The organism is Amycolatopsis sp. NPDC104863 (assembly GCF_055582965.1).
In genome coordinates, this window is record NZ_JBVJOW010000002.1 from 1,162,565 (window position 1) to 1,180,372 (window position 17,808).

Here is a 17,808-nt window from a genome sequence, read left to right on the forward strand (position 1 = left end):
GTGCCAGGATCGCACGCCCTCGAAACTGGTACCAGGTAGTGACAGTACCCGGATAAACAGCAACTGGTACTAGTTTGGGATCGGGTCGATCGTAGTAGTCATGACCACGACTCAACTCGCGCCGAGCACCCTCGGCGCCCCGGCCCGGCCGGGACTGACCCCCGCCGGCCTGGTCACCGTGCTGCTGGGGGCGGCACTGCCGATCATCGACTTCTTCATCGTCAACGTCGCGCTGCCGACGATCGATGCCGACCTCCACGCGTCCACCGCGACCCTGGAACTGGTGGTGGCTGCGTACGGAATCGCGTACGCGGTGCTGCTGGTGGTCGGCGGCCGCCTCGGCGACTCGTTCGGCCGGCGGCGGCTGTTCTTCGCGGGGCTGTGGCTGTTCACGCTGACGTCCCTGGCCTGCGGAATCGCCCCGACGGCGACCACGCTGGTGATCGCCCGCGCCGCGCAGGGGGCGGCGTCGGCGTTGCTGCTGCCGCAGGTGCTCTCGATCATCCAGGCGACGACGTCCGGCGAAGAGCGTTCACGGGCCCTGGGCTTGTACGGCGCCACGGGCGGCCTCTCGACGGTCGTCGGCCAGCTGGCCGGCGGCGCCTTGGTGGCGGCGAACCTGTTCGGCACCGGCTGGCGACCGATCTTCTTGGTGAACGTGCCGATCGGCCTGGTGGTGCTGGTGCTGGCCCGGCGGCTGCCGGAAAGCCGCGCGCACAACCCGCTGGGCGTCGACCGCCTCGGCACGGCGTTGCTGGCGACGACCCTGCTGTCGCTGCTGGTCCCGCTGATGGAGGGGCGAGCACTGGGCTGGCCGGTGTGGTCGATCGTGCTGCTGGCGCTGTCCCCGGTGTCGGCCGCGGCGTTTGTCCACGTGGAGCGACGCCTGGAGCGAAACGGCGGCACACCGCTGCTGCCGCCGTCGGTGATGCGGCTGCCGAGTGTGCGCAGCGGGCTCATGGTGGCGATCCCGTTCTTCGGCGCGTTCGGCTCGTTCATGTTCGTGTTCGCGATGACGCTCCAGGAGGGCCTGCACTTCGGTCCGCTGGGCGCGGGCGCCGCGCTGACGCCGCTGGCGGTCGCGTACTTCACGGTGTCGATGCTGAGCAGCAGGCTGGTGGCGCGGTACGGCCAGAAGGTGGTCCCGGTCGGCGGCGCGATCACGGCGGTGGGCATGGTGGCGCTGCTGTGCACGACGCTGTCGACGTGGCCGCACGTGACGGTGTTGGACCTGGCGCCGTCGATGGTGGCGATCGGTGTGGGGAACGCGCTGGCGATGACGACGCTGTTCCGGATCGTGCTTTCGCACGTGCCTACGGATCTGGCCGGGGTCGGGTCCGGGGTGATGACGACCAATCAGCAGACGTCGCTGGCGCTGGGTGTGGCGACGTTGGGGAGTCTGTATGCGGCACTGTCGGGTTCGATGGGGACCCGGGACGCGTTTGCCCTGGTGATCGGACTGGTGGCGGTGCTGGCGGTGATCGTGGCTGTCACCGCGCGGCGGTTGCCGGACCCCCGGGTGTGAGCTGAGCCGTGAAGGCGAGCCAAGCGGCCGGTGGCACTTCGAGTGCCCCGGCCGCGGGCGCTTTCGAGTCCCGAGCGGCGACGGCGGTGCTGATAAAGGCGACCTCGACACAATCGCCTTCTTGACCAGAGCCACCGCTGTGGCTGCTTTTCCGCCAACGGGCGTTCGACACGGTGCTCGCCTCCGATTGATCACAGCTCGGCGATCAGCGACCGGGAGTCTTCCTCGTCCAGCGCAAGATCGGCGAGATGGCCAAAAAGCAGACTAGCAGCGCGGACTTCCGCTTCCTTCTCGATCTGAAGCGAGCCAAAGCAGTATTCGACGTACGCCAGATCAGACTCGGCGGGGTCGGGAAACCCGGTCACGATGAAGTTGCTGTAGAGACCATCGTGTGAGCCCGCGGACAGTGGGATGACCTGCAATCGGACATTGGCCAGGCTCGACCAGTCGAGCAGCTGCCGCAGCTGCTCGCGATCGCACGGCTCCCGCCGCAGGGCCCCCTCGTCGACGATCGCGTGCACCTGCAGGACCGGCTCCTCGAACAACCTGCGCTGCCGCCGCTGCCGGATCTCGACCTGCTTTTCCAGCTCGGCGCCTTCGAAGGGGTCGCGCGCACCGGCGAAGGTCGTGCGCATGTAGTTCTCCGTCTGCAGCAAGCCGGGCACGAATCCCAGCTGGTAGGTCTGGACCCAGGCCGCCTCCGCCTCGACGCTCACGAATCCGCGACCACTCAGGCCGAATGCCTGCCACCAGCCCTTCTCCTTGGCGTAGTCGAACATCCGCACGTACTCGCCGTAGTCCGAGCTGATGATGCCGTAGCGGTCGAGCAGCGCCAGGAAGTCGTTGTAGCCCGGGATGAACCCCTGCTCGATCCGGCTCATCTTCGACGTGGAGAACCGCAGCGGCCCGCCCGCCTCCTCTTGGCTCAGCCCCGCCGCCTCGCGTAGCTTGCGCAGGGTGCGGCCGAGCTGGCGTCGCCGATAGTTCGGCTTGGTCGGCCGGTCCATGGTGGTCACCCCTCGCTGTCGATCAACCACGAATCGTAGGGCGGGCGGTCCGAAGTGGGATTCCCCCTTTGTGGCCGTGTTGTGCTGACTTGCGTCGAGAACCTGCAGGTCATGGACAGGTACGGCTACCCCCACGAGCTCGAGTACCGGCGCGAGGCCGAGGACGGGCGGGTGCACGAATACACCGAACTCGTCGATGACATGGGGTTCGTGCTGGAGCACCGCAGTGATCGGTACCAGGGGTGGACCGTCCGGTACGGGACGGCCTGCGCGCACGACTACCTGTCGCGGAAGCGGGCTCGGCCCGGGACCTTCGTCGTCAGCGTCTACCGGCTCTTTCCCGGGCGGCGTGACCACGTTGTCACCATCCGGGTGAACTGGCCGCCGAAAAAGACGCGGGTTCACCCGTCGGAAAAGGTGCCCGCCAAGCGACGATGAGGGTGTGACGGAACCTCGGGTACGACCGGACCCGGCTTTCGCGCTGCTCGGGCTCTACGAGACCGCGCTGCCGGAGGTCTACGGGTACCTGCTGTCCCGGTGCGGTGACCGCACGCTCGCCGAGGAGCTCACGTCCGAGACGTTCCTCGGGGCGGTCGCCGCCTGTCGCAAGGAGTACGCACCTCCAGTGAGCACCGGGTGGCTGATCGGCGTCGCCCGGCACAAGCTCGCCGACCACTGGCGGCGCAAAGAACGTGAGGAACGCGGGCTGCGGCTGGTGCACGACAGCGAGCCGGACGTCGACGACCCGTGGGACGAGCAGCTCGACGCCCTGCGCGCGAGACAGGTGCTCGAATCGCTCGGGCCGCACCACCAGGCGGCGTTGACCCTGCGCTACGTCGACGGCCTCGGGGTGCCCGAGGTCGCCGGCCACCTGGGCCGCAGCGTGCACGCCACCGAGGCGTTGCTCGTGCGGGCCCGTGCCGCGTTCCGGCGTGCTTACGAAGAGAAGGAGGGTCGCGATGCCTGAGCCTTTCGACGCGCTTCGCCGCCCCTCCGCGCGGGTCGTGCCCGACCCGGACTTCGCCGCCGAACTGCGTGACAACCTGCGTCGCGCCATCTTGAACGGAGCCGACATGACCACCACCGAAGCCCCCGCGACCGCGGCCGAACTGCGCTCGCTGACGCCCTACCTCGCCGTGTCCGACGCCCGGGCGGCGCTCGACTTCTACGTCGACGTCTTCGGCGCGGTGCGCCGCGGTGAGCCGATCCTCATGGACGACGGCCGGGTCGGGCACGCCGAGCTGGCCATCGGCGACGCCGTGCTGATGCTCGCCGAGGAGCACCCGGAGATCGGGCACGTCGCACCCCGCGAAGGGGGTGCGTCGGTGCGGGTCGAGGTGCCGGACGCGGACGTCAGCGTCTCCCGGGCCCTGGAGCTGGGCGCGACGCTGATCCGCGCGGTGAGCGACTCGCCGTACGGGCGGGGCGGCTCGTTCCGCGACCCGTTCGGCCAGCGCTGGCTCGTCTCGCAGGCGACACCCAAGGCGGCGCCGGCGGCGAAGCCGGGCGAGGCCATGTACTTCACGTTCCAGGTCCCGGAGGCCGAGCCGGCGAAGACGTTCTACGGCGCGGTGCTCGGCTGGGAGTTCACCGCGGGCTCGCAGCCGACGGCATGGAGCATCCAGGGCCACGGCCTGGAGGGCGGCCTCTGGGGCGGCCCGGACCGGCAGGTCGGCTGGAAGCTGATGTTCGCGGTGGACAACCTGGAAGCCGCCCTGACGCGGGTCCGCGAACAGGGCGGCCAGGCGGGTGCGGTCGAGAACCATCCGTACGGCACCACGGCCGACTGCACGGACAACCAGGGCATCGAGTTCTGGCTCTGGGAGCAGCCGAGCTAGCGACCCGCGGCGTAGCCCTGCATTCCGCGGGCGTTGGCCGCCGCGTGCAGGAGGCCGTCGGTGCGGGAAACCGCTGACAGGCGGCCCAGTGCCCAGTCTCCGGCGTCCACGAGCTGGTGGCCGCGCTCGCGCAAAGCGTCCAAAGTGGACGCTCCCAGCCGCGACTCCACCACCAGCTCCCGCGGGTTCCACGAGCGCGGGTAGAACGAGCTCGGGAACGCCGTTGTGTGCCACGCGGGTGCGTCGATCGACTCCTGGAGGTTCAGGCCGCCGTACACGTGGGCCAGCCAGAAGCACAGCTGCCACTGGTCCTGCTGGTCGCCGCCCGGGGTGCCGAACGCCAGCGTCGGGACTCCGTCGCGCAGGGCCAGGGACGGCGACAGCGTGATGCGCGGGCGCTTGCGCGGGGCCAGGGAGTTCGGCAGGCCCTGCTCCAGCCAGAACATCTGGCCACGCGAATCCAGGCAGAAGCCCAGCGACGGGATCGTCGGGCTCGACTGCAGCCAGCCGCCCGACGGCGTCAGCGAAACCAGGTTGCCCGCCGCGTCGACGACGTCGAGGTGGACCGTGTCGCCGCGGGTCTGGCCCTGGGGGCCGATCGTCGGCTCGCCCGTCGCGCCTCCTTCTGCCCGCACTCCCTGCAGTGAGTCCAGGATCGCCGGGAGACGAGCCGGGCCGCGAGCGTCTCCCGGGCGAAGCGCGGCAGACGCCGTGTCGGTGATCAGCGCCCGCCGGGAATCCGTGTACGAAGCAGAGAGCAGCACGTCCAGCGGCACCTCCGTGTCGCCGTACCACGCCTCGCGGTCCGCGAAGGCGAGCTTCGCCGCTTCGGTCGCCAAGTGGACCGTGCGCTCCGACGCCACGCCGTCCACAAAGGACAGCTCGTCGCGGAAGCCGTGCATCAGCAGCGCCTGCTGCAGCAGGGCCGGTCCCTGCGTCCAGCCGCCCATCTTGACCAGGCGCCAGTCGTCGACGTCCACGAACGCCGGGTCTTCGTACGACGCCGACCACGACGCCAGGTCGTCGCCGGTGAGCAGGCCCGCGTGGTCGCGGCCGGAGTCGTCGCGGAACGCGGTGCGGCTGAACTCCTCGATCGCTTCCGCGACAAAACCCTGTGACCAGGCCCGACGTCCCGCGTCGAGCTGCGCCTCACGGCCCGAGACGGACTCCGCCTCGCTCAGGAGCCGTTCCCAGGTGTCCGCCAAGGTCGGGTTCCGGTGCAGGCCCGACGCGGGTTTGCCGTCCGGCATCCAGAGCGCCGCCGACGTCGGCCAGTGCTCGGTGAACAGCCGCGAGACGGCGCTGATCGTGTCCCCCACCCGCGACACCAGCGGGACGCCGTTGCGTGCGTAGCCGATCGCGTACGACAGCACCGAGCGAAGCGACTTCGTGCCGTAGTCGCGAAGCAGCAGAAGCCAGCCGTCCCAGGCGCCGGGGACGGTCGCCGGGAGCAGGCCGCTGCCGGGGATCAGGTCGAGCCCCAGCGACGCGAAATGCGCGGCGGTGGCCCCCGCGGGCGACGGGCCTTGGCCGGCCAGTGCCCGCGGGGTCGGGTCGTCCGCCGTCACGAAGAGGCCGGGCACCTGGCCCGCCGGGCCGCACAGGTGCGGCTCGGCGACCTGCAGGACGAACCCGGCCGCGACCGCCGCGTCGAACGCGTTGCCGCCGTCCTCCAGCACCGCCATCCCGGTGGCCGAGGCCAGCCAGTGCGTTGATGCCACCATCCCGAAGGTGCCGGCCAGCTCCGGCCTCGTCGTGAACATGCCCCGATGGTACGCATTGCTAAGGACCTGTCACCAGGACGCGGGACGCCGCCGTTCCGGCTCGTACGGCTGCGTGATGATCTCCATCCCGTTGCCGCCGGGATCGAGGAAGTAAACCCCACGGCCGCCGTGGTTGTGGTTGATTTCGCCGGCCTGCTTCTGCATCGGGTCCGCGAAATAGGCGACGCCGGTTTCGACGAGCCGCGCGAACACGGCGTCGAAGTCGTCTTCGGGGACCAGGAAGCAGTAGTGCTGCAGGCGCAGGTCGTCTTCGGGGATGGACGCGAAGTCCAGGCGGACGCCGTTGCGCGTCTCGACCGGGATGAACGGGCCCCATTCCTCCCCGACTTCGAGGCCGAGCAGGGTCGCCAGGAATTCGGCGGATTCCCGGTTGTTCCGGGACGGGACGATCAGATGGTTCAGTTCAACGGAAACGGAAACCGACACGAGTGAAATGCCTCCGGGGCACTCCCGCCACCTCCATGCCTCACCCAGCCGGTGACCGACACGCGATGCCGTGCCGATCACCTTAGCCGGAGGAGGCCCCGTCAGGAAACCTTGATCCGGGCCGCCGCCCGCGGCCGCCCGACACCCTGCCAGGACAGCCCGGCGTCGACGACCGTGCGCGGGTCCAGCAGGTTCCGCGTGTCGACGACGTCGATGCCGTCCATCAGCTCGGCCATCGCGCGCCAGTCGAGGTGCTTGAACTCGGCCCACTCGGTCAGCACCACGACCACGTCCGCGTCCTTCGCGACCTGGTAGGCGTCGTCGACCACGGTCATCCCGTCGATCTCGCTGTCGACCGCCGGGTCGTAGGCGACCAGCTCGGCGCCGAGCGCGCACAGCACCGACGCGACGGCGAGCGCGGGCGAGTCGCGCAGGTCGTTGGTGCCCGCCTTGAAGGCGAGGCCCAGCACGCCGATCCGGGCGCCGGCCAGCGTGCCGCCGACCGCGCCGGCGATCTTCGCGACGATCCGGTCGCGCTGGGCGATGTTCTCCTCGATGGCCGAGGTCAGCATCTTGAAGTCGTACTGCACCGACTCGGCGACCTTGACCAGCGCGCTCGTGTCCTTCGGCAGGCACGAGCCGCCCCAGCCCGGGCCCGGCTTGAGGAACGTCCGGCCGATCCGGCGGTCGTACCCCATGCCCTCGGTGACGAGGTTGATGTCCGCGCCCAGCCGCTCGCACAGCTCGGCGATCGAGTTGACGTAGGACAGCTTCAGCGCGAGGTAGCAGTTCGCGGCGTACTTCACGAGCTCCGCGCTCGCCGCGTCGGCGACGACGACCGGCGCGTCCAGCTCGGCGTACAGCTCGCCGACCCACTGCGCGGCGGCGTGGTCGTCGGAGCCGACGACGATCCGGTCCGGGCCCAGGAAGTCCGCGACCGCGGTGCCCTCGCGGAGGAACTCGGGGTTCGACACCACCGGGACGTCGGTGCGGCCGAGCATCTCCTGGATCCGCTTCGACGTGCCGACCGGCACCGTCGACTTGGTGACCAGGGCGCAGCCGGCGGGCAGGACGTCGCCGATCTCGGCGGCCACCGCCTCGACCGCGCGCAGGTCGGCGGAACCGCCCGCGCCCATCGGCGTCGGCACGCACAGGAACACCGCCTGCGCGTCGCGGACCGCGTCCCGCGCGCCGACGACGAACTGCAGGCGCCCGGCCGCGATGCCGCGGGCGACCAGGTCGGCCAGCCCCGGTTCGAGGATGTCGACCCGGCCCGCGCTGAGCCGGGAAACCTTCGCGCGGTCGACGTCCACGCACGTGACGTAATGACCCAGACTGGCCAGGGAGGCCCCTGTGGTCAAGCCGACGTAACCGGTTCCTACCACCACGATCCGAGCTGGCGTCATGGTGCTGAAGGTGACAGCCGGAGTTGACCACCGCGCTAACGGAACCGGACACGGGTGAGTACTCCACGCGACACCGCGGCGGTGCGTTAACAGCAGTTTGCGGGCGGTGAGAGAGCACACAAATCAGCGGTGCGAACGAGCGTTAACCTGTGTCCGGAGCCCGCGCAGGAGAGGAACGCACAGATGCAGATCACCGACACGGCCGCGCTCGTCACGGGGGGCGCGTCCGGCCTCGGCGGGGCGACGGCCAAGGCCCTCGCGGCCAAGGGCGCGAAGGTGTTCGCGCTGGACCTGGCGCCGTCGATCGAGAAGGCGGAGCAGGTCGAGGGCATCACCTACGTCGAAGCCGACGTGACCGACGTCGACCAGGTCGAGGCCGCCGTCGCGACCGCGGCCGGCTCGGGCGTGCCGCTGCGGACCGTGGTGAACTGCGCCGGCATCGGGCCGTCCGCGCGGATCCTGTCGAAGAAGGGCCGCCACGACCTCGCGCTGTACGCGAAGGTCGTCCAGATCAACCTGGTCGGCTCGTTCAACGTCCTGACGATCGCCGCCGAGGCCATCGCCAAGACCGAGCCGCTGGCCGACGACGCCCGCGGTGTCATCATCAACACCGCGTCGATCGCCGCCTACGACGGCCAGATCGGGCAGGTCGCGTACTCCTCGTCCAAGGGCGGGATCGTCGGGCTGACCCTGCCGGCCGCGCGTGACCTGGCCTCGCACGGCATCCGGGTGCTGACCATCGCGCCGGGCATCGTCGACACCCCGATGCTCGCGACGGTCAGCGACGAGTTCCGCGCGGCGCTCGCCGCCGGCATCCCGTTCCCGAAGCGCCTCGCGCGGCCGGACGAGTACGCGCAGCTCGCGCTGTCGCTCATCGACCACGACTACCTGAACGGCGAGGTCGTCCGCATGGACGGCTCGCTCCGGATGGCCCCGCGCTGACGGCCGCGGTCAGCGGGTCAGGCGGACCTCCAGGCCGACGCCGTCGGCGGTGACCGAGCAGCCGCCGAAAGCGCTTTCGGCGGCCAGCTCCCGGAACTGCGCCGGCGTGAACGCGCGCCGCCGCAGCCAGCCGAGCGTCTGGCGGACCGTGAACCCGCTGACCGCGCCGACGTTCATCCCGTCGACCTCACGCCGGATGTCGGCGCCGGTGGCTTCGTGGTTCAGGTCGTGGATCACGGCGAACCCGCCCGGCCGCAGCAGCCGGTGCATCTCGTTCAGCGCCGCCACCGGCTGCCGGAAGTTCTTGAACGCGGCCTGGCAGACCAGGAAGTCGAACGACTCGTCGTCGAACGGCGCGGTGGTCACGTCTCCCTGCCGGAACGCGACGTCCACACCGGACTTGCGGGCTTCCTCGAGCGCGATCTCGACCATCGTGTGGCTGATGTCCAGCCCGGTGACGCGGAAGCCGAGCTTCGCCAGCTCGAGGGCGAAGAACCCGGGACCGGGCGCCACTTCCAGGATCTCGGCGCCGGCCGGCAGCCCGGCCGTCACCTCGGCGGCCTGCTTGCGGTACTGCTTCAGCTGGGCCTCGGTGCCGCGGTTCTTGGCGTACCAGCGGGCCTGGAAGCCCTCCATCTCGGGCACCTTGTGCTTGCGGGTCGTCTCCATCGGTTCCTACCTCTCCCTGAACTCCCCCAGGTCGTCCGGGAGTTCGCCGGTTTCGTGGTAGCGCCGCCAGGCATCGATGCCCGGCAGGGCGCCGGTGGTCAGTTCTTCGAGGAAGCCACGCACCCAGCGCGCTTCGGCTTCCGTCATCGCGAGGTCGTATTCGGCCTCGATCAGGAACAGCCGCGGCATCAACGCGCGCAGCTGCTCGAGCTGCGTCCGCTGCGCCTCGGCGCGTTCGCCGAGCCGGTCCAGCCGTTCCCGCAGCCGGCTGATCGTCTGGTCCGGGCCGAGCACGCCCAGCATCGACAGCCCCGCCTTGAACCGCGGGGGTTCGCGGTCGAGCGTGCCGACCAGCTCGCGGACCCAGTCCTCGAACTCCGCGCGCCCGGCCGGGGTGATCCGGTAGACGGTCCGCTCCGGGCGCCTGGAGCGAGCCCCAGGAAGCGGTGAATCACCAGATTCGCGACAACTTGAAGCGGACCGCGCTTGATCGGCATGCCAGCGCCCTGACCACGCCGCTCAAGCACCGATGCGAACTCGTACGTAACGGAGACCTTCGGAAAGGCCGACTGTACCGACATGCCTCTCGACAAACAAGTGTCTTAGTCGGCGAACTACTCAGAGATCGAACATGTACGGGACTTCGGTCTGCGCTCGGGCGTCGATCCACTCGCGCAGGGCACGGGTCGCGAGGACGTCGTCCTCGTTGTAGCGCAGCAGGCGCACGCGCTGGCCGTCGTCCGGGATTTCGCCGTCCATGCCGACCGCGTCGCGGTACCAGCGCATCGACGCCTCGCCGCCCGCTTCGGGGTCACGCCAGGAGAACCCGGCCACCGGGGCGATCACCTTCAGGCCCTTGCCGTGGGAGCAGAGGAACTGGTCGGTGACACTGCGGAAGAGGTCGACCCACTCCTCGGAGTCCACAAAGGACTGGATGGCCTTCTTCGTGGGCACCCCGGGGTGGTCACCGAAACGCTCGACCGAACCGAAGAGCCAGCGGTTCTCGGCGAGCGCGTTGTAGCAGTAGGCGCGGAAGGTCAGGCCCGCCGCTTCGGTGCGCTCGCGGACGTCGGTGAGCCACGCCCAGAACTCCGCGAAGGACCGCGCCTCGTCGCCGGTGGGCAGCGGGTCCCACGTCGCGAACGCGCGGTAGCCCGGCTCCAGCCCGATGTCGGCGCCGCTCAGCAGACAGCCCCAGAGGTACGCGCCCGCGTCGCCGAAGCTCTCCATGTCGACGTCGACCTCGACGTCGGCGCGCGGGACCTCGACCCGGTCGACGCGGCGGACCAGCGTCAGGTCGGCCAGCCAGGCGCGGGCGAGCACGACGGCATCCGGGAACGTGACGCCCGTCCAGTTCACCGCCGGCGGCTCGCCCGCCGGGTCGAGCGCCGCCAGCTCGTCCACAGTGGACACGCCGGCGCGGCGCAGCTCCATCGCGTCCTCCCCGCGGACCACCAGGCTGACGTCGCGGGTTTCGGTGAGCAGCGCTTCGCACGTCGGCCACCACGGGCAGCGGCGGCACTCCAGCACGCGCGACGGCTCGGCCAGCGGCTCCTCGCCGTTCGCGGCCGCGGTGGCGATGGCGAGCCGGTCGGCGAACCGGACCTGGTACTCGGTGAGCGCGCTGCGCCCGCCCGGCCAGGTGCCCGCCGTGAGGTCGTGCCAGACGACGACGTCGGCGTCGAGGCCGATCACGCCGCCGACGACGAGGCTTTCGTCGGCCTGCCCGAGCGTCTGCAGCATGCGGCGGATGTGCACCAGCCGCAGCTGGTCACGCGGCTGCGACCGGACCTTGCGGCCCTCGTCGGAGCCGCGGTTCGCCGGGTCGAGGTCGGTCAGGCCGGTGACGATCGCGCCGGCGCCGCGGTCGGTGATGCGGTGGCGCACGACGAGCACCGGGACGTACCCGCGGCCGGTGCGGACGAGCAGGTCGATGCCGCCGCGCCGGTGCCCGGCCGGGTCGACCGGCAGCAGCGCGCCCCAGATGTAGGGCGCCTCGGCGGCAAAAGCACGTTCGGTCTGCTCGACGCGCTCGTGAGCCGGGAGGTCACGGCCGATCTTCACCCAGGCGCCGGGGTTGGCGGCCATCAGCCGGGTGACGATGTCCTCGCGGTGCGCGGTGGCGTCGGCGATCCGCTGCTGCGCCGTGGGGTCCGGCGGGGACAGCGGCACCTCGCGCATCGTCGGGTCGTGCTCGAGGTGCACCCGTCGCCGGCAGCGGCTGACCGCTCCCGCGTCGAGTACCACCTCGCCCTTCATGGAGATCACTCTAGATTCCCCCGGCCGAGCCGACATGCCCGCCACCCTGGCGCACAGTAAGTTCGACCTCGACACGTCGCAGGAGGGTGCCATGGCGCGCAAGGCCAAGGTCGAGGGTGAAGGCCGATTCACCCCCAAGAAGGCGAAGAACGCGGTCGCGGTGGCCAAGGTGCTCGGCCCGGCCGTGATCCCGGTCGTCGCGCCGTACGCGGTGCGCGCGGCGGGCGCCGCGCGGGAGATGTACGACCGCTACCAGGCACGCAAGCTCGGGGTCGCGGTCGACAAGCTGGGCGAGTACACCGGGCGCGGAGCGGCGCTGCACGCACGGATCGCCGGCCTCGCCGAGGGCTGCCGTGACCTGCAGAAGTCCGACAAGGCGTCGAAGGCCGACCAGGACTTCGCGAAGGACTCGCTCGGGACGCTGGAGCAGCTGTCGGCGACGGTCCGCGCGGCCGAGCGCATGCCAGCGGCCCGGCGGAAGTCGGCCCACCGGGCGGTGGCCGGCGAGCTGGAACGGCTGGAGGGCCAGCTGCTGCACCGGCTGGGCATCTGAGCCGGAGACGACGAACGGCCCCGGCGCGCGCCGGGGCCGTTCGTCGTCTGGCTGTTACTTCACGAAGCCCTTCTTGACCATCCAGTCGTGGGCGACCTTGCCCGCGTCCTGGCCGTCGACGTCGACCTGCTTGCACAGCTCGACCATCTGCTGGTTGTCCAGGGCCGCGCCGACCGTCTCGAGCGGACCGCGGATCTCCGGGTGGGCCTTGAGGAACTCCGTGCGCAGTGTCGGGACCGCGTTGTACTGCGGGAACGCCTTCTTGTCGTCCTCGAGCACCCGCAGGTTCAGCCCGGAGATCCGGCCGTCGGTGGTGAACACCTCGCCGACCGGGCACGTGCCGCCCGCGACCGCCGAGTAGATCGTGCCGATGCCGAAGTTCTCGATCTTCGGGCTCTGGAAGCCGTACGCCTTCACCGCGGCCGGGAAGCCGTCCTGGCGGCTGGTGAACTCCGTCTCCAGGCAGAACCGGTTCTGGTCCGGGTTCTGCTTGAGGAACGCCGCGAGGTCCGACGTCGTCTTCAGGTTGTTCTTCGCGCCGTACGCCTCGGTGACGGCGAAGGCGTACTGGTCGTTGAGCGGCGAGTAGTTCAGCCAGCTGACGCCGAACTTCTCCTCGTCGGCCTTGGCCGTCGCGTCGTACTGCGCCTTCTCGCCGCCGGGCACCGGGAGCTCGTTGCCCTGGTAGTTGATCCAGCCGGTGCCGGTGTACTCCCAGGTGACGTCGGTCTGCCCGGACAGCAGCGCCTGCCGCGACGAGTTGGACCCCTTGATGTCCGACAGGTCGACGACGTCCGCGCCCGCCGCGGTCAGCGCCATCTCCGACAGGTACGCCAGGATGATGTTTTCGGTGAAGTCCTTGGACCCCACCGTCACCTTCAGGCCCTGCAGCGACGGGATCGGCTGGATCGTGCCGGGCTGGATGTCGTAGGGCACCCCCTGGTTGACCGTGAGCCCGCACGCCGAGAGCGTCGTGCCGAGCACCGCCACACCGAGGGCCGCCGTCAAACGCCGGAGTTTCATCGCAGCCCCTTCGGTCCGAAGAACTGTTCCGCGACCGCGCCCAGCCAGTCCACCAGCAGCGCCAGCGCAACGGCCAGCACCGAGCCGGTGACGAGGACCGAGGTCAGGTTCAGCTTGTACCCGGTGTCGATGAGCAGCCCGAACCCGCCGGCGTTGACGAACATGCCGAACGTCGCGGTGCCGACCGCCAGCACCAGCGAGGTGCGCAGACCGGCCAGGATCAGCGGGACGGCCAGCGGCAGCTCGACCCGCCACAGCACCGCGCTCGCCGACATCCCGATGCCGCGGCCGGCGTCGATCAGGGCCGGGTCGACCTGCTGGATACCGACCATCGTGTTCCGCAGCACCGGCAGCAGCGAGTAGAAGGCCAGCGGCAGCGCCGCCACCCACAGCCCGCCGACCGCGCCGGTCACGATGAACCACAGCACCAGCACACCGAGTGCGGGCGCGGCCTGGCCGATGTTCGCGATCGCGAGGAAGATCGGCGCGAGGAACCGTGCCCACGGCCGGGTCACGATCACCCCGAGCGGCACCGCGACGACCACGACGATCGCGGTCACCACGAGCGTCATCAGCACGTGGTCCCACAACGCCGTGAGCAGCGACGACGCGTTGAGCGTCTCCTTCTCGGTCGCGGTGAGGCCGCTGGAGAACACCCAGATCAGCGTGACCGCGACGATGAGCAGGACCACACCGGGCTGCGCGAACAGCCGGACGCGTTCCGCGCGTTTGGAGCCGGACTCGGTGCTGAAACCGGTATCGACGGCAGCCGTCATGCGGACACCTCCTCACCGTTCGTGTGCTCGTCGCGCAGCTGCTGGATCGTCGAGATGACGGTGTCGAGCTGGATGGTGCCCGCGTACTCGCCGCGCGCGCCGGTCACCGGCACCGAACCGCCCTCGGCGAGCATCGCCTCGAGCGCGTCCTGCAGCGTCGACTGGAGGCTGACGATGTCGCGCAGCGGCTTGCCGGCGTTGGCCAGCGACGCCCCGGCGCGGAGGTCGCGAGCGTGCACCCAGCGCGTCGGACGGCGACGCGCGTCGAGGACGAGCGCGAAGTGCTTGCGCTGCTCTTCGAGCTTCTTGCGCAGCTCCTCCGGGTCCTCGTCGACGCCGGCCGTCAGCGCGTCCTGCGCCAGCTCGACGTCCCGCACCCGCAGCAGGGTCAGCTGCTTGAGCGACGCGCCCGCGCCGACGAAGCCCGCGACCGTGTCGTTGGCCGGGTTCGCCAGGATCGCCTCGGGTGTGTCGTACTGCATGATCGACGACTGGTTGCCCAGCACGGCGATCTTGTCGCCGAGCTTCACGGCCTCGTCGAAGTCGTGCGTGACGAAGACGATCGTCTTCTTCAGCTCCGACTGCAGCCGCAGCAGCTCGTCCTGCAGGTTGCCGCGGGTGATCGGGTCGACCGCGCCGAACGGCTCGTCCATCAGCAGCACCGGCGGGTCGGCCGCCAGCGCGCGGGCGACGCCGACGCGCTGCTGTTGGCCACCGGAGAGCTGGCGCGGGAAGCGGTCGCGGAAGTCGGCCGGGTCGAGCCCGACCAGGTCCATCATCTCCTCGACCCGGTCGTTGACCTTCTTCTTGTCCCAGCCCAGCAGGCCCGGGACCACCGCGATGTTCTGCGACACGGTGAAGTGGGGGAACAGCCCGGCCTGCTGGATCGCGTAGCCGGTCCGGCGGCGCAGGGTGTCGACGTCCAGCTTCAGCGCGTCGTCGCCGCCGATGGTGATCCGGCCGGACGTCGGCTGGACCAGCCGGTTGATCATCCGCATCGTGGTGGTCTTGCCGCAGCCCGACGGGCCGACGAAGACCACGATCTTGCCGGCCGGCACGACCATCGAGAAGTCGTCGACCGCCGCCTCACGCGTGCCGGGGTACCGCTTGGTCACGTGCTCCAGTTCGATTTCGACGCCGGAGACTTCCTCGTTCTCAGCCACGGACACCCCTAGAGATGGTGAAGCGCTTGATCAGGACGTAGACGCCGTCGAGGATCAGGGCGAGGATGACCACCCCGACCGTCCCGGTGACGGCTTGGTTCAGGGAGTTCGTGCTCCCCGCGTTCGTGAGCCCGGAGAAGACCTCGGCGCCGAAGCCGGGGCCCTTCGCGTAGGCGGCGATCACCGCGATGCCCATCAGCATCTGGGTGGCGACCCGCATCCCGGTGAGGATCGCGGGCCAGGCCAGCCGCAGCTCGACCCGCGTGAGCACGCCGAAGCGGCTCATCCCGATGCCGCGCGCGGCATCGGTGATCGCCGGATCGACGCCGTCGAGCCCCACGATGGTGTTCCGGACGATCGGCAGGAGGCCGTACAGCACCAGCGCGATGACGGCCGTCGTCGGGCCGAGCCCGGAGATCGGGATCAGCAGGCCCAGGAGGGCGAACGACGGAACCGTCAGGATCGTGCTGGCCAGCGCGGTGGCCACGGCCGACCCGATCGGGCTGCGGTAGACCGCGACCCCGATCAGCACGCCGAGGATGGCCGCCAGGATCGTGCACTGCACCACCATGCTGGTGTGGAGGTAGGCCTCCAGCCACAACTTGCTCGCCCGGTCCGAGATGTACTCGAAGAGATTCATCCGTGTCCGCACTCCCGCCCGCGTCCGTGAGGCTTCACCCGAACGGGCTAGCTCCTGACCGACGGCTCAATACCCACCGTGCGCCGAAGCCAAACCCCCGTTCCCGGCCTCGTTGATTCCGACACCGTTCCCTATCCGGGCGTGATCGGCAACAACAACGCTGAACCGATCCGGCCTGGCAGCCGTGAACTCCATGTGTGCTCACTTGCCGGGATCGCGCGATCACCCGGTGGCGCGTCACCTAGGCTGCTCCTCATGAACGGTCCGGCACGGCGTCCCGCCGTGCTCGGAGCTACCCGCGGTGTGTTGCTCGCCGTGTGCGCCGCGGCGCTGTCCGTCACCGCGCACCGGATCGCCGACGGCGGCCTGCCCGACCCGGCGATGACCGTGCTGCTCACCGGCCTCTTCGGCTGGACGGCGACGGCGCTCGCCCGCAAGGCGCGCGGGACCGTCGCGACGATCACCCTGCTGGGCGCCGCCCAGCTCGTGATGCACCTGCTGCTCACGACGCTGTCCGGCCACCACGACATGTACACGATGCCGGGCCGCACCGGCCTCGGCATGCTCACCGCGCACGCCGTCGCGACCGTGCTGACGGCGTTGCTGCTCGCCCGCGCGGACGCGACGCTGCTCACGGTGCTGGCCGTGCTGCGCGCGATCCTGCCGCGGCTGCTCACCCCGCTGCCGGTGCTTTCGGCGGCCCCTTCGCCGATCCCGGCCCGCACTGCGGCCCCGGACCACCTCGTCGGCGTCGACCTGCGCCGGATCCGCGGGCGGCGCGGCCCGCCCGTCCACTCCTGAACCCCAGCTCGTCCCCCTTGCCCGGCCGGTCCCCGAACCGCGCCGGCTCCCTTTCTTGAGTTCATCAGGAGTGAACCCATGTCCCAGCACGTCTTCAAGCGCGCCGGTTTCCTCGCCGCGACCATCGGTGTCGCCGGTCTCCTCGGCACGGGCGTCGCGTCCGCGCACGTCACCGCCAACGTCTACGGCGCGCAGCCCACGAAGGGCGGCTACGCGGCGATCGTGTTCCGCGTGCCGAGCGAGGAGAAGGCGCCGATCACCACCACGAAGGTGACCGTCGACTTCAAGGCCGACTACGGCATCGGCTCGGTGCGCACCAAGCCGGTTCCCGGCTGGACCGCCGACGTCGTGAAGTCGAAGCTGCCCGCCCCGATCACCAAGGACAACGGCACGCAGATCACCGAAGCCGTCACCGCGGTGACCTGGACCTCGCAGCCCGGCAGCGAGCTCAAGGCCACCGACTACCAGGAGTTCGAGGTCAGCTTCGGCCCGCTGCCCACCAACGTCGACGAGGTGGAGTTCCCGGCGCACCAGACCTACAGCGACGGCAAGGTCGTCGACTGGAACCAGCCGACCCCGGCGGGCGGCGAGGAGCCGGAGCACCCGGCGCCGGCGGTCAAGCTGGCCGCGAAGGCCGCGGAGGGCGACGCGCACGGCACTATGGATGCCAACACCGCGTCGACGACCGGTGAGCAGACCCAGGCGGCCGCGTCGACCTCCGACAGCACCGCCCGCTGGCTCGGCGGGGCCGGCCTGCTGGTCGGCGCCATCGGCCTCGGCGTCGGCGCGGGCGCGACCATCCGGGCCCGCAAGGCCACGGCCAAGTCGGGAGGCAGCAACTAGATGCGGAAGGCGCTCGTCGCGCTGGTGTTGACGGTGGTGGGGGGGGGGGGGGGGGGGGGGGGGGGGGGGGGAGAGAAGGGGAGAGCATCCCGCAACCCGCCCCACACACCAACCCCCCACCCCCCCCCGCCCACCACCCAAAACGAACCCCCA

Annotated in this window: 20 protein-coding genes; 8 read left to right on the forward strand and 12 right to left on the reverse strand. The window is 70.5% G+C overall.

Annotated features, from left to right (window positions below):
- Positions 1–100: 100 nt before the first annotated feature.
- Positions 101–1,525, forward strand: coding sequence for an MFS transporter (locus ACZ63J_RS15280; RefSeq protein ID WP_465400987.1), 1,425 nt, complete (start codon positions 101–103; stop codon positions 1,523–1,525).
- On the opposite strand, the gene ACZ63J_RS15285 is transcribed toward ACZ63J_RS15280, so the two are convergent.
- Positions 1,491–1,697, reverse strand: a complete 207-nt coding sequence (locus ACZ63J_RS15285; RefSeq protein ID WP_465400988.1) for a DUF397 domain-containing protein — start codon at positions 1,695–1,697, stop codon at positions 1,491–1,493. The genes ACZ63J_RS15280 and ACZ63J_RS15285 overlap by 35 nt on opposite strands.
- A gap of 19 nt (positions 1,698–1,716) precedes the next feature.
- Positions 1,717–2,532: a helix-turn-helix domain-containing protein gene (locus ACZ63J_RS15290; protein ID WP_465400989.1), complete on the reverse strand. Its 816-nt coding sequence runs from the start codon at positions 2,530–2,532 to the stop codon at positions 1,717–1,719.
- A gap of 111 nt (positions 2,533–2,643) precedes the next feature.
- Between ACZ63J_RS15290 and ACZ63J_RS15295 the strand changes: the two genes are divergently transcribed.
- From ACZ63J_RS15295 to ACZ63J_RS15305, 3 genes are read left to right on the forward strand one after another with little or no spacing between them, the layout of a single operon-like run.
- On the forward strand, positions 2,644–2,970 hold the full coding sequence (locus tag ACZ63J_RS15295; protein ID WP_465306285.1) for a hypothetical protein: 327 nt from the start codon (positions 2,644–2,646) through the stop codon (positions 2,968–2,970).
- Between the two features lie 4 nt (positions 2,971–2,974).
- Entirely contained in the window at positions 2,975–3,499 is a 525-nt protein-coding gene (locus tag ACZ63J_RS15300; protein ID WP_465400990.1) for an RNA polymerase sigma factor, read from the forward strand.
- Positions 3,492–4,370, forward strand: a complete 879-nt coding sequence (locus tag ACZ63J_RS15305) for a VOC family protein (RefSeq protein WP_465400991.1) — start codon at positions 3,492–3,494, stop codon at positions 4,368–4,370. Before ACZ63J_RS15300 ends, ACZ63J_RS15305 begins: the two co-directional genes overlap by 8 nt.
- On the opposite strand, the gene ACZ63J_RS15310 is transcribed toward ACZ63J_RS15305, so the two are convergent.
- From ACZ63J_RS15310 to ACZ63J_RS15320, 3 genes are all read right to left on the reverse strand, one after another.
- Positions 4,367–6,133 (reverse strand): gamma-glutamyltransferase family protein, encoded by a 1,767-nt coding sequence (locus ACZ63J_RS15310; RefSeq protein WP_465400992.1) that lies wholly within the window; start codon positions 6,131–6,133, stop codon positions 4,367–4,369. The two genes, ACZ63J_RS15305 and ACZ63J_RS15310, sit on opposite strands and share 4 nt — an antisense overlap.
- Before the next feature lie 30 nt (positions 6,134–6,163).
- A complete protein-coding gene (locus tag ACZ63J_RS15315) occupies positions 6,164–6,580 on the reverse strand; it encodes a VOC family protein (RefSeq protein ID WP_465400993.1) in 417 nt (138 codons plus the stop codon).
- 101 nt (positions 6,581–6,681) lie between these two features.
- Positions 6,682–7,986 carry a UDP-glucose dehydrogenase family protein gene (locus tag ACZ63J_RS15320; RefSeq protein WP_465400994.1) on the reverse strand — a complete coding sequence of 435 codons (1,305 nt, stop codon included), beginning with the start codon at positions 7,984–7,986 and terminating at the stop codon, positions 6,682–6,684.
- 183 nt (positions 7,987–8,169) lie between these two features.
- Between ACZ63J_RS15320 and ACZ63J_RS15325 the strand changes: the two genes are divergently transcribed.
- Entirely contained in the window at positions 8,170–8,928 is a 759-nt protein-coding gene (locus ACZ63J_RS15325) for an SDR family NAD(P)-dependent oxidoreductase (RefSeq protein ID WP_465400995.1), read from the forward strand.
- 9 nt (positions 8,929–8,937) lie between these two features.
- Here the strand turns inward: ACZ63J_RS15325 and ACZ63J_RS15330 are convergent, their stop codons facing one another.
- From ACZ63J_RS15330 to ACZ63J_RS15340, 3 genes are all read right to left on the reverse strand, one after another.
- Positions 8,938–9,597 (reverse strand): class I SAM-dependent methyltransferase, encoded by a 660-nt coding sequence (locus ACZ63J_RS15330; protein ID WP_465400996.1) that lies wholly within the window; start codon positions 9,595–9,597, stop codon positions 8,938–8,940.
- Between the two features lie 6 nt (positions 9,598–9,603).
- On the reverse strand, positions 9,604–9,900 hold the full coding sequence (locus tag ACZ63J_RS15335) for a hypothetical protein (protein ID WP_465400997.1): 297 nt from the start codon (positions 9,898–9,900) through the stop codon (positions 9,604–9,606).
- A gap of 315 nt (positions 9,901–10,215) precedes the next feature.
- Positions 10,216–11,856 (reverse strand): TM0106 family RecB-like putative nuclease, encoded by a 1,641-nt coding sequence (locus tag ACZ63J_RS15340; RefSeq protein WP_465400998.1) that lies wholly within the window; start codon positions 11,854–11,856, stop codon positions 10,216–10,218.
- 91 nt (positions 11,857–11,947) lie between these two features.
- Here ACZ63J_RS15340 and ACZ63J_RS15345 point away from each other — a divergent pair, with 91 nt between their 5' ends.
- Positions 11,948–12,409, forward strand: a complete 462-nt coding sequence (locus ACZ63J_RS15345; protein ID WP_465334319.1) for a DUF6474 family protein — start codon at positions 11,948–11,950, stop codon at positions 12,407–12,409.
- A gap of 54 nt (positions 12,410–12,463) precedes the next feature.
- Here ACZ63J_RS15345 and ACZ63J_RS15350 read toward each other — a convergent pair whose 3' ends face one another.
- Genes ACZ63J_RS15350 through ACZ63J_RS15365 form a run of 4 tightly spaced genes read right to left on the reverse strand, consistent with a single transcriptional unit; the run spans position 12,464 to position 16,011 of the window.
- Positions 12,464–13,432, reverse strand: coding sequence for a glycine betaine ABC transporter substrate-binding protein (locus ACZ63J_RS15350; RefSeq protein WP_465400999.1), 969 nt, complete (start codon positions 13,430–13,432; stop codon positions 12,464–12,466).
- On the reverse strand, positions 13,429–14,208 hold the full coding sequence (locus ACZ63J_RS15355) for an ABC transporter permease (RefSeq protein ID WP_465401000.1): 780 nt from the start codon (positions 14,206–14,208) through the stop codon (positions 13,429–13,431). Before ACZ63J_RS15355 ends, ACZ63J_RS15350 begins: the two co-directional genes overlap by 4 nt.
- Complete coding sequence (locus ACZ63J_RS15360) at positions 14,205–15,371, reverse strand: ABC transporter ATP-binding protein (RefSeq protein ID WP_465333139.1); 1,167 nt, start codon at positions 15,369–15,371, stop codon at positions 14,205–14,207. The genes ACZ63J_RS15355 and ACZ63J_RS15360 overlap by 4 nt, the downstream gene beginning before the upstream one ends.
- A complete protein-coding gene (locus tag ACZ63J_RS15365; RefSeq protein WP_465401001.1) occupies positions 15,364–16,011 on the reverse strand; it encodes an ABC transporter permease in 648 nt (215 codons plus the stop codon). Before ACZ63J_RS15365 ends, ACZ63J_RS15360 begins: the two co-directional genes overlap by 8 nt.
- Positions 16,012–16,317: 306 nt before the next feature.
- Between ACZ63J_RS15365 and ACZ63J_RS15370 the strand changes: the two genes are divergently transcribed.
- Complete coding sequence (locus ACZ63J_RS15370) at positions 16,318–16,812, forward strand: hypothetical protein (RefSeq protein ID WP_465401012.1); 495 nt, start codon at positions 16,318–16,320, stop codon at positions 16,810–16,812.
- A 78-nt stretch (positions 16,813–16,890) separates the two neighbouring features.
- Positions 16,891–17,655, forward strand: a complete 765-nt coding sequence (locus ACZ63J_RS15375) for a YcnI family copper-binding membrane protein (protein WP_465401002.1) — start codon at positions 16,891–16,893, stop codon at positions 17,653–17,655.
- Positions 17,656–17,808 lie beyond the last annotated feature (153 nt).